Below are 12,222 nucleotides of genomic sequence, written 5' to 3'. Positions count from 1 at the left end.
TATAATTTTAAATCAAAAATTAATTCTTGAACCCATAAATTGGTCCGTAATTAGTACAAGCTCTGTAATCTGCACCTTCTAAATCTTCTCCAAAAGCAGACCAAGCACTCGGACGGAAAACATCTTCATCAGCCACATTGTGCATGTTTACAGGAATTCTCAACATAGCAGCCAATGAAATTAGATCAGCTCCAATATGTCCGTGAGAAATAGCACCGTGATTGGCACCCCATTTTGCCATGACACTATACACATCTTTAAAAGATCCTTTTCCTGTCAATCTTGGTACAAACCAAGTTGTAGGCCATGTTGGATTCGTTCTTTCATCTAAAACGGAATGAACATCTTCTGGTAATTCAATACTCCACCCTTCAGCAATTTGCAATACTGGTCCAATTCCTTTTACAAGATTGATTCGACACATTGTCATTGGCATACTTCCTTTGGTTTTAAATTGAGAAGAGAATCCTCCACCTCTAAAATATTCCCAGATAGCTGCGGGCCATTTAGTATTGTCTAAACATTTTTGAACTTCTTCTTCGGTAATATCCCAGAAAGGCTTCATAGTAGGATTTCCATCAGCATCTGATTGTTGTGCTGTAGCATCCAATGTAGTAGAACCTGAATTGATTAAGTGAATGATTCCGTTTTCAGCAATTCCAGATAATTTTTTACCCGTTACTCTCTCTACTGATTCTGGACTCCAGTACGTACGTACATCAGAGAATAATTGTGCTTTGTTTGTCAATAAGTGACCAAACAACATCGATACTGCGTTTAAACAATCATTTTCTGTTGCAAAAGTATAGGCTTGACGTATACCGTTCCAGTCGAATGAAGAGTTCAAAATCGACTCTGTAAAATCAGCATTTGGTTGGTAATCTGTCCATTGACGTTGTCCTTGAAAACCTCCCATAATGGCATTTCTACCTTTTGCTTCTTCTCCAAACCCTAATTCTTTCAATTTAGGATTTCCGTTCATTAAATCTTTACAAATAAGGGTCATTTTAATCACCTTTTCCCATTCTTGATCTTTAACTTCAGCTGATTTTTGAGCTTCTTCGCTATTGTAATCTTTTCCTTCAACACAGTTTTTCTTAGTCCAAGCTAGTGCTTTCTTAAATTCGTCTTTATCATAAATTCCTTCGTCCATACGACGCAGCAATTCCACAGACTCCACAAATTCCGCTCTCAGTCCGAAATAATCTTGCAAGAAATTCACATCAACCATTGATCCTGCAATTCCCATAGAACTGTAACCAATAGACAAATATGATTTTCCTTTCATTTGAGCTACTGCCATTCCCGCTTTTGCAAAACGCAATAACTTCTCTTCAACGTCTTTAGGAATACTCATATCTCCAGAATCTTGTACTTCTTTACCGTAGATTCCAAAAGCAGGCAGTCCTTTTTGAGAATATCCAGCCAGAGCAGCTGCCAAATAAACAGCACCTGGTCTTTCCGTTCCGTTGAATCCCCAAACTGCTTTCGGCATCAAAGGATCTGTATCCATCACTTCTGTACCATAACACCAACATGGAGTTACTGTTATCGAAACTTCAACTCCTTCTCTGCTAAATTTGTCTGCACAAGCAGCAGCATCAGCTACACCTCCAATAGTAGTATCAGCAATAACACATTCAACTTGCTCTCCACTAGGGAAACGTAAGTTTTCTGAAATTAATTTTGCAGCAGCTTTTGCCATATCCATACATTGTACTTCTAATGACTCTCTTACACCACGCTCACGCCCGTCAATTACGGGACGAATTCCTATTTTGGGAAGTCTTCCTATTAATCTACTCATCTCTTTTATAATTAACTATTATGTAAATTGTTCTAATTCTGTCAATTGCTCGTTAGAAAGTCCTGCTGGCTTAAAGCCTGCTGCCCAACACATCATTAACATTTTTGCTCCTTTATTTGCTACATCCAAAAAGTCCCAAGCTTTCTCAACATCTGGCGCTGTTGCAGTTGCCCCATGCTTTTCCCAAAGAGAAACGTTTCTAGTTTTAAAGGCATCCATTGTAACCTTTGCTAAAGATGCAGTACTTGACAAGGCATAAGGTGTACAGTGAATTCCTTTAGGAACAAAAACTTTAACCTCAGGACACATCATCCAAATTTGTCTGTTCAGTTCCTCCTCATTATCAAATAACTCATGATGACTCATGCAAATCAACTCTAAAGGATGTGTGTGTACCACTGCTAAATTTTCTGGATGATGCTTAGAGTTAAACAAGTGAATACTAGCATGAGAAATTAATTCACAAGTTGGTCCAAAATTGGGTCTGTTTCCACCCCAAATTATCGTGTAGCCATTCGCCTCTTCATTAATATAAAGGATACATGAAACTTCTTCCAACATATCTACCAAGTCTCTTAAGTAACATCCTGTTCCTGTAATATAAATCACAAAACCAGCACAGTCTTTAGGAAAATCAAAAGCAACAAATTCATCACCTTTTGTTTTTTCAATAATTTCATTTTTATCAAAAAACGAACTAAGGTTCATAGAAATATTTCCTGCATTTCTCTCTGCCCATTCTCTCTGCCATAAATACCCAGCCACTTTAGATACTTTCTTCAATTCTATTTCTACCTCAACTGGAAGTTTTATATCGCTCATATTGATATGATTTTAAATTTAATTTGTTAGTTTCTTTCAATTATGTAAATTTAAGACAGCGGTGCCTTACATAAGATATTCAAAATGGGTATATTTGTGTACAATTTAAACATGACCTTGAAATATGGAATTTGTAAAAAACATAGAATTAGGAGATCCTTCTACAAACAAACAGAACTTTATAGATATCAAATTGAAGCTTTCGTGTTGTCGGTATTGGTATTTAGATTTATGGGATTGCCATGATATGGTTTTTCCATTTTGGAGAATATATTGGAATAAAAATGAAGGGGGAACTCTAAATTTTCAAGAGGAGAGCTACATAATGAATCCTAACTATCTCTACATTATTTCTCCTTTTACCTCTTTTTCGACCCGTTTTTCAAAAAACCATCAATATGACACAGGCATTCATGTATCGGGAAATAACCTATCCGAAAGAGACAATGAATCCTATTATGAAGAAAAATCATTAATCCACTTTTTCACCCATTTCAATCTGGGCACACCTTTTGACAATGTGGTTCCTGGTATTTTCAAAATAGAACTAACAGATCACCTCAAGGAACGATTGATCTATTTAACAGAACGATTAAAGTCTAATAATCATAATTTTAAACTTACATTTAATCTGAAACTACAATCCTTTATTAAAGAAGCCATTTCTAATATTGGTCCAAAATTGTGGAAAACAATCACTATTGACAGCAGGGTATTAACGGTTCACCGCTACATAGAAGCCAATATTGATAAAAAGTTAAGCAACTCAGAATTAGCCGATATTATAAATATGGCTCCTAACTCCTTTGCCCGATTATTCAAAGACGAAATGAAAATTACTTTACACAATTTCATTCAAAATCGAAAAATTGCTAAAGCTTGCGAGCTGTTCGAACATTCTAATGAAACGATTGAAAACGTATCAGATATCCTAGGATTTGCAGATCGCTATCATTTTTCTCGTGTTTTTAAATCCGTTACTGGAATTTCTCCTGCAGTCTATAAATCTGGAAAATACACTTAAAAATATAGCTTAAAACTACGCAATCGATACCTTAATTTTTTACTAGCTGTATATCAAACAATTAACTAACGCCAAACGATAAAAAGTCCTTAAATGTTTAAATTGTACATAAACTAGATTAATATGGATAAATATAAAAAGTAGCTCTAGCTGTAAATTTGTATCTCACTGTTATTTCATGAGCAACACTATTTGACTTCTTAAATAATGTTGTAGTTCGTGACACCAACCAAAACAGTTTTATCATAGCAGTACAATGACAATATTTGTCTATCTATTAATGAACTAAAAAATTAACCTATATATTATGAAAGAATTTAATCAATACATTAACGGGAAATTTGTCAAATCTACTTCAACAGAAGTTACAGAGGTGTTAAACCCATGTACTGAAGAAGTATTATCTACTATTCCACAAGGATCTATAGCAGACGCAAACAATGCTTTGGATGCAGCACAAGCAGCACAACATGGATGGAATGCTCTTACCGCTATTGAACGAGCGGGATATTTGCATAAAATGGCAAATATTATTCGTGAAAACAGAGTTTTTCTAGCAGAAACATTAGCAAGCGAACAAGCAAAAGTGATTGGATTGGCACAAGTTGAAATTGACGTAACAGCGGACTATTTTGATTATAATGCGGGCTGGGCGAGAAGAATTGAAGGAGAAATTATTCAAAGCGATCGCAGAAAAGAGCACATCTTCTTGCACAAAGCACCTATTGGTGTGGCGGTTGGAATCTGTCCATGGAACTTTCCATTTTTTGTAATGGCTCGTAAAGTAGCTCCATCATTGATAACGGGTAACACTTGTGTTATTAAGCCTAGTTGTATCGCCCCTAATACAATAATGGAATTTATTAAATTAATTGAAAAAGTTGACTTACCAGCTGGTGTACTGAATGTCGTATGCGGAACAGGACCTGTGGTAGGAAATGCACTGTGTAAAAGTCCGATTACAGGTATCATAAGTTTGACTGGAAGTGTTTATGCTGGTCAGCGAGTTATGGAAGCTGCAGCACCTAATATCACCAAAGTATCACTCGAATTAGGAGGGAAAGCCCCTGCCATTGTATGTGCAGATGCAAACTTAGAACTGGCGGTAAATGCAGTTGTTAATTCAAAAATAATCTTTAGTGGTCAGGTATGTAACTGTGCTGAAAGGCTTTATGTAGAAGATTCCATTTATGATCAATTCTTAGAAATGGTCACTAAAAAAATGCAGTCTATAAAAGTAGAAGATGCTTTTTCGACAAATAATCCAGACATGAGTAGTATGGTTTCTAAAGATCAAGTTGATAAAGTAGCTGCAATGGTAGAATTTGCAAAAAGTGAAGGTGCAGAAGTTATCGTAGGAGGAAATCGTTCAGATCAATTTGACCGTGGGTACTTCTACCAACCAACTTTATTGACTAATGTAACACAGAATATGCAAATCATCCAAGAAGAAGTTTTTGGACCAGTATTGCCTGTAATGAAATTCAGCACATTAGACGAAGCAATCACTTTAGCTAACGACTGTGAATATGGATTAACATCTTCTATCTTCTCTGAAAACTTCAATAAAGTAATGCACGCTTCAAACGAATTGCAATTTGGAGAAACATATATTAATAGAGAACATTTTGAAGCGATTCAAGGTTTTCACGCTGGTTGGAAAAAATCAGGTTTAGGTGGTGCAGACGGAAAACATGGGATGGAAGAGTATTTACAAACCAAAGTTGTATACGCCCAATTTAGATAGATAAATTATTGAGACAATTGTCGTAAATAAAAGTATGTTGTAATTTAAAGTATTCGTTTAGAATGTAATTATAGCATGCTTTTATTTTTTAATAATTTTATTACAAATGTTTTCCAATAAATGTTACAAACTGGCAAAACAGTATTCCTTAAATACGATTCTTTGTCTTTGTAACATTTAATATAATTACGGAAAACCACCTTTGTAGAGCACGATACTTTAACAATACCATAACCCTAAAAGCAAATGAATAACACGGAAAAAATTCCAGTAGTAACCAAGCAAAACCTAATTCCTTTTATTTTAATCACTTCTTTATTTGCCTTATGGGGATTTGCAAATGATATCACTAATCCCATGGTTGCAGCTTTTGGTACCGTAATGGAAATCTCTACGGCAAAAGCTGCTTTAGTTCAATTTGCCTTTTATGGCGGTTATGCTACTATGGCAATTCCTGCGGCATTATTTGTTCGTAAGTACAGCTATAAAAAAGGAATTATCTTAGGACTTGTCTTATATGCCATTGGTGCTTTATTATTTTTTCCAGCTGCCAAATATGAGATCTTTGAATTCTTTTTAGTTTCTCTTTATATCTTAACTTTTGGTTTGGCTTTTTTAGAAACTACTGCCAATCCTTATATCTTATCTATGGGTGACGAGCGTACGTCAACACAAAGGCTGAATCTAGCACAAGCTTTCAACCCGATTGGCTCGCTTATGGGAATGTTTGTTGCTTCAAAGTTTATCTTAGTTGCCTTAGATTCTGATAGAAGAAACGAAATGGGTGATTTGATATTCACTAATTTAGCCGAAGCACAAAAAGCAATTATTAGAACCCATGATCTAGAAATTATACGCAACCCCTATGTAATTTTAGGTGGTGTTGTTATATTTATGTTGGTGCTTATTTCACTAATGAAAATGCCCAAAAGAGTTCATGATCCAAATCAAGGTTCAGCAATGAATTCATTTAAACGCTTAGTTAAAAATGGAAAATACCGCGAAGGAGTTTTTGCGCAGTTGTTTTATGTGGCAGCTCAAATTATGGTATGGACTTTTATCATTCAATATGCGGATAACATTGGAATTGCAAAAGCAACAGCACAAAATTACAATATTGTAGCTATGGCAATCTTCTTAACCAGTCGCTTTATATGTACGTTCTTAATGAAATATATTAATGCTAAAACGCTATTAATGATTTTCGCTATAGGAGCTATGATTACTACCTCAGGAGCAATATTAATCGAAGGACAATTTGGTTTATATTCACTAGTAGCAGTCTCATTCTTCATGTCATTAATGTTCCCAACTATATATGGAATCGCGCTTAATGGTTTAAGTTCAGAAGACACAACTCTTGGAGCAGCTGGACTAGTAATGGCTATTGTAGGAGGAGCAATTATGCCTGTATTACAAGGATCTATTATTGATATGGGAACTATAGGTAGTTTTTCAGCAGTCAACTTTTCGTTTGTACTGCCACTAATTTGCTTCTTCTTTATCGCTGTGTACGCATACCGTACTCTCAAAATACACACCTCTTAATCAAAAAATAAAATGGAAATCAACGGCAAAAGAATTGAAGAACTGGGATTTGAAGCTTCAAAAATGGGGTTTTTTCAAGAATGGAGATCTTTAACTAATTTATTAATAAATGAAAATAGAATCTCTTTAAATGAAGCTTCAGAACAAGCATTTAAAAAACTCTTATCAAAATTAGACAAAAGTTTTCACAATGCAATATTGTAATATCAAACAAATGTAGCTTCAATACATTATAATATAGAGCTATAAAAGTTTAAATTGCAGGATTAGATTTGTATATTTTGATCCTGTAATTTAAACACAAACTCATAGTTAGAATAAAATTGATATTAAAAATTACATTCTTGATTGTGTGATCGACCCTTAAATTAAAAATATACTTAACTACAAGAAAGTCTATAGTACTGGTCAAAAAATTATTTGTTACAACATATTAAGGCCACAAAAAAACTATTTTCGTGAGCAAATCGATTCTACAGCTATGCACTTTGCGAATTTATTACTTTTCTTGTGTGATCGGTGAATTCAATATATTTTAGTAGTGTATAAGCAATTTTTAGGTTTATTTTGTCAAAATAATCATTTTACACAAAAATTCGGTTACTTTAATTATTTCATTAAGTGCTTTTTTAAATTTTATTAAATGGTAAATTAGTAATTCATTCCTCTAATTAAAATTCTCCTACTTTAATCCGCTAGTTTTATTAAGCATTTTTTTAGCCTGACCAAAAAACATAAGCGACGATTTCCAAAATAGTTGCCATCTCAATTATGAGTTTCTGCTTAAGGTTTAACGATCTTGGCACCCAAACCATTTTCCCAATTAGAATCACAGGCTTTAAACAGCAACTTTTTCAGTTCATCCATTTTATTCGAATTTTCAGTAGATAACTCATTTTCTTCTTTGTAATCATTGGGTAGATAATAAAGTTGAAACACATCCCTTTTAAGGAAATTGCATATTTTCCAACCTTCTTTAGTAACCAAAGCAGGTCCCATCGTAGAGGAACAAACCGTATACGCTCTTTTTTTGCTTTTTCGTCCAAACAGTGTTTTGGCATATGAAACGCGATCTTTCTTCTTCATTGCCTTACCACTTATAATTTCGGCAAGTGTATTTAGAAAATCATAATTACTAACCATTTGGTTCGAAATTGTTTCAGGTTTGATTTTTTCTTTCCAATGCCACAGCAAAGGTACTCGCACCCCACCTTCCCAATTAGAGCGTTTTAAACCCGCCATTCCATTGTTCCCATCAAAAACATCACCTCCCAATGGACTGTAAAATTTTGTATTGATATTATCGTAAGATTGTCCCGTTTCTAAATTATGTGTTTTATCAGTATGATCGGTTTCATGGTAGTACAGTTCGTGACCATGATCGCCTGAAAAAACTAAAATAGCATTCTCAAAAATCCCTAGTTCTTGTAACTTGGCATAAATCCGACCTACATCAGTATCGAGCATTTTGACCATTGAGGCATATTCTTTTTCAAGTTCCGTCAGGTTAGGATTGTTCTTAAATTCAGGAGCCACTTCAGGAATAGTAATTGGTCCGTGAGGCAGTTGCTAAGGGAAGAAAATAAAAAATGGTTGTTTGATTTCCTTGTGCTACTGTACTAATTGTTGATAGTACAGTCACTACTAGCAATAGTTTTTTAACTTGATTTTCATTGATTAAAATAAATTAAATTTTCATTCCATTAAAATAAACTTGCACAATTCCTCCAGATTGTATGACGGGACAATGTACTCTCATATAATTACATTTTCCTCTTGAAATTTAGAAACACCATATCATATATGCCTAAGGACTTTAATTGATGACATAGTTTTCTCATAGCACATAGGCACAATAAATTTAAAAGTTTATAGGTTATAAGTCTAACTTTTTCGCTTTTAGTATATTTTAATGGTTTCATATAACCTATAAGTACACATTAATGGATTAGAGTAACATTTCGATTTGGCATGATGACAAATTATGACCCTATCTGAAACTAAGTCATTTAATTATGTTCATCATTTATGTAGAGAAGTAAAATACAAGTTAAATTAACTTGAACAACCCGTCCATATTCTTTTAGTCGGGGCGCTTGCTAACCTGTATTTACTTTGCATAAAGAAATCCTACAGTATTTTAAAATATATACAAATAAATAGATCACATCCGCTTAAAACATTGAATATAAAGCCAATATGTAACAAATGAACCCCTAAACCGCTACAAAATCATACCAGATCTTACCTTAATTTAGATAATTTAGCTCATAACTATTTAATTAAACTTAATCAATAAAATTTTTTATTATGAAGAAAAAATTACTCTTAATTATGATGTTGCTGTCAGTGACATTAACAAGCGCACAGCTATCAGCAGGCACAACATTCAACGATGGTTTACTTAATTATTCGGTAACAACACTTGCAGATCCTGGTTCGCCAAATACAGTAACAGTTACGGGGTTTTTATCTGGAGCCACTATTCCTGCAGCTTTAATAATACCAGCTACAGTAACCGAAGGAGGAATAATTTATGATGTTACCTTAATAGGTATAAATGCTTTTAAAGGCAAAACAACAATCACATCCCTTGTTGTTGATGGAGATACTACAATTGATTCGCAATCTTTCGCAAACTGTTCTGGACTTACCACCGTAAACTTGCCAAATGTAACTAAAATTGGTCCATCCCCATCTGTGGGTCTTTCCTTTTGGAACTGCAGTAATCTTCAATCAATAAATATTCCTGTTATACAGTCAATTAGTACCGGTGCCTTTAATGGATGTTCAGCGCTTAGCTCAATAACCTTTCCTGCCTCTTTAACTTCCCTTTCAGAAATTAATTATAACATGTTTAAAGGATGTAGTAATTTGACAAATATTACGGTACAGTATGACACATTTATAGCTCTTGGATATAATCCTGTAACTTCTGTCAATACATCAATTTTTGCAGACGTCGTCTCAAACGCTAGTGTAGTGCTAACCGTTCCGTTTGGTAAAAAAACGCCTGATTACACAACAGGTGATGTGTGGAAAGATTTTTCTACGATTGTTGAAGCGCCTGCACTAAGTATTAAAACGCATGGAGCAAAAACTTTCGAAGCCTACCCTAATCCTGTTACTAATAATTTGTACTTCTCATCAAACGATGTTGATTCTGTAGAAATTTATAACATTTTAGGATCTAAAGTAAGTTCTCAAAAGGTCAATAATGGTGTTAATACCAGTTCTTTATCAAAAGGTGTTTACGTCGTTAAATGTCAAAACGATAAAGGAGTAGCTATTGGTATCCTAAAAATGGTGAAAGAATAAGTGCTTTTTAAGTTCTATCAAAAAATAAAGGAGTGATTCATTTAATTGAGTCACTCCTTTTTATATATCCAATTGTTTGAATTTTAAATATGGTTCAACCAAAGCAATAAAATAATGATTTATATAAAACTAGTCTTTTGAATTTATTGGTCACTTTAGGGTTTAACGATTTTAGCACCCAAACCATTTTCCCAATTAGAATCACAGGCTTTAAACAACAGCTTTTTCAACTCAGCCATTTTATTCGGATTTTCATGAGATATCTCATTTTCTTCTTTGTAATCATTGGGTAGATAATAAAGTTGAAACACATCCTTTTTAAGTAGATAGCGTATTTTCCAACCTTCTTTAGTAACCAAAGCAGGTCCCATCGTAGAGGAATAAACCGTATACGCTCTTTCTTTGCTTTTTCCTCCAAACAGCGTTTTGGCATACGAAACGCCATCCTTCTTTTTTATTGTCTTCGTACCTACAATTTCGGCAAGTGTATTTAGAAAATCATAATTACTAACCATTTGGTCCGAAATTGTTCCAGGTTTGATTTTTCCTTTCCAGTACCATAGCAAAGGTACTCGAACCCCGCCTTCCCAATTAGAGCGTTTTAATCCCGCCATTCCATTGTTCCCGTCAAAAACATCTCCTCCCAATGGACTATAAAATTTTGTACTGATATTATTATAAGATTGCCCCGTTTCTAAATTATGTGTTTTATCAGTATGATCGGTTTTATGGTAGTACAATTCGTGACCATTATCGCCTGAAAAAACTAAAATAGTATTCTCTAAAATCCCTAGTTCTTCTAACTTGGCATAAATCCGACCTACATCAGTATCGAGCATTTTGACCATTGAGGCATATTCTTTTTCAAGTTCCGTTAGGTTTGGATTGTTCTTAAATTCAGGGGCTACTTCAGGAATAGCTATTGGTCCGTGGGGCAGTTGCGAAGGGAAGAAAATAAAAAATGGCTGTTTGGTTTCCTTTTGGTTTTGTACATCCAAGTAATGCAACAGTTTATCCATAATGATATTTTCTGAATACACTTTCTTTCCTGTCATATCCCAACGCGCTTTATAGTTCTCTGGCGATTCTCCTTCTGGATTTTTGCCACAATCAACTAATGTGTTCCCAGGAATAGTGACTTTCAATCCGTTTTCGAACAAGAAAGGAGGATAAAAACCATGACATCTTTGATGATCATAATAGCCAAAATGATAGTCCCAACCATGACGAGCAAGACGTTCAGGAGTAGTGGCAAAACCCCATTCTAACTTACCAAACTCGGCGGTAGCATACCCAGCATTTTTAGCAACTTGCGCTAAAAAAACATCGTTCTTTTTGGCAGGCATCGCTACTGCATTCACTCTATCTTTTATCTGATCGAAAGTGAGTCCGTTATCCAATTTCTGATAAATACCTGCTTGCGTTATATTGAACTCATTGGTTCTACAATCATGCATCCCAGTTAATAAACTAGCTCTAGCAGGCGAACAATAATGCGAGCCGTAAGCATTGTCAAAACGCATTCCTTCGGCTGCTAACTTATCAATATTAGGCGTTGCAATTATCTTTTGACCATAAGTACCTAGCAATCCTCTACCTAAATCATCGGCATAAATAAAAATGACATTTGGCTGTTTTTGTTGTGCTGATAATAGGTTACTTAGCAACAAAATAAGCCCCAAAATGAATTGCAATCCTTTATTTTTCATCTGAAATAGTTTTTAGATTGATGCATTAGTATGCAGTATACGTTTTTTGATTAATCCCCCCTAGGTTGTAATTATTAAAAACGTTAGTTCGAGTGTTTTTTTGTGCAGTAAAACCAAACAAAAAATGTATCGAGAACCGTTTTTAATGAAATTTCACTTGTTCTCGATACGATTCGCAAGGGCGAATCACTACCATTGACATTTTTATTTAAAAGGGGCTTCGACAAGCTCAGCCTGACAAAGAAAA

The 12,222-nt window shown here is 34.5% G+C and carries 9 protein-coding genes; 5 read left to right on the top strand and 4 right to left on the bottom strand.

Features of this window, described 5'->3' with window-relative positions; translation table 11 throughout:
• Positions 1–19: 19 nt before the first annotated feature.
• Entirely contained in the window at positions 20–1,807 is a 1,788-nt protein-coding gene (locus LXH21_RS07550; RefSeq protein WP_239864165.1) for an L-fucose isomerase, read from the bottom strand.
• An 18-nt stretch (positions 1,808–1,825) separates the two neighbouring features.
• Positions 1,826–2,629, bottom strand: a complete 804-nt coding sequence (rhaD, locus tag LXH21_RS07545) for a rhamnulose-1-phosphate aldolase (RefSeq protein WP_239864163.1) — start codon at positions 2,627–2,629, stop codon at positions 1,826–1,828.
• A gap of 124 nt (positions 2,630–2,753) precedes the next feature.
• Here rhaD and LXH21_RS07540 point away from each other — a divergent pair, with 124 nt between their 5' ends.
• The 4 genes from LXH21_RS07540 (at position 2,754) to LXH21_RS07525 (ending at position 7,152) form a co-directional block, all read left to right on the top strand.
• Positions 2,754–3,653, top strand: coding sequence for an AraC family transcriptional regulator (locus tag LXH21_RS07540; protein ID WP_239864161.1), 900 nt, complete (start codon positions 2,754–2,756; stop codon positions 3,651–3,653).
• Between the two features lie 307 nt (positions 3,654–3,960).
• A complete protein-coding gene (gene aldA, locus LXH21_RS07535; protein WP_239864159.1) occupies positions 3,961–5,400 on the top strand; it encodes an aldehyde dehydrogenase in 1,440 nt (479 codons plus the stop codon).
• Positions 5,401–5,646: 246 nt separating this feature from the next.
• Positions 5,647–6,948 (top strand): L-fucose:H+ symporter permease, encoded by a 1,302-nt coding sequence (gene fucP, locus LXH21_RS07530; RefSeq protein WP_239864143.1) that lies wholly within the window; start codon positions 5,647–5,649, stop codon positions 6,946–6,948.
• Between the two features lie 12 nt (positions 6,949–6,960).
• Positions 6,961–7,152: a Fe(2+)-trafficking protein gene (locus tag LXH21_RS07525; protein WP_239864141.1), complete on the top strand. Its 192-nt coding sequence runs from the start codon at positions 6,961–6,963 to the stop codon at positions 7,150–7,152.
• A gap of 579 nt (positions 7,153–7,731) precedes the next feature.
• On the opposite strand, the gene LXH21_RS07520 is transcribed toward LXH21_RS07525, so the two are convergent.
• On the bottom strand, positions 7,732–8,484 hold the full coding sequence (locus LXH21_RS07520) for a sulfatase-like hydrolase/transferase (RefSeq protein ID WP_239864132.1): 753 nt from the start codon (positions 8,482–8,484) through the stop codon (positions 7,732–7,734).
• A gap of 774 nt (positions 8,485–9,258) precedes the next feature.
• Here LXH21_RS07520 and LXH21_RS07515 point away from each other — a divergent pair.
• Positions 9,259–10,266, top strand: a complete 1,008-nt coding sequence (locus LXH21_RS07515) for a leucine-rich repeat protein (protein ID WP_239864130.1) — start codon at positions 9,259–9,261, stop codon at positions 10,264–10,266.
• A 155-nt stretch (positions 10,267–10,421) separates the two neighbouring features.
• Here the strand turns inward: LXH21_RS07515 and LXH21_RS07510 are convergent, their stop codons facing one another.
• Positions 10,422–11,975 (bottom strand): sulfatase-like hydrolase/transferase, encoded by a 1,554-nt coding sequence (locus LXH21_RS07510; protein ID WP_239864128.1) that lies wholly within the window; start codon positions 11,973–11,975, stop codon positions 10,422–10,424.
• Positions 11,976–12,222 lie beyond the last annotated feature (247 nt).

The organism is Flavobacterium algicola, assembly GCF_022399565.1.
Taxonomy (GTDB): domain Bacteria; phylum Bacteroidota; class Bacteroidia; order Flavobacteriales; family Flavobacteriaceae; genus Flavobacterium; species Flavobacterium algicola.
Note: the sequence above shows the minus strand (reverse complement) of the source record. Positions and strands in the feature narration are given on the sequence as shown.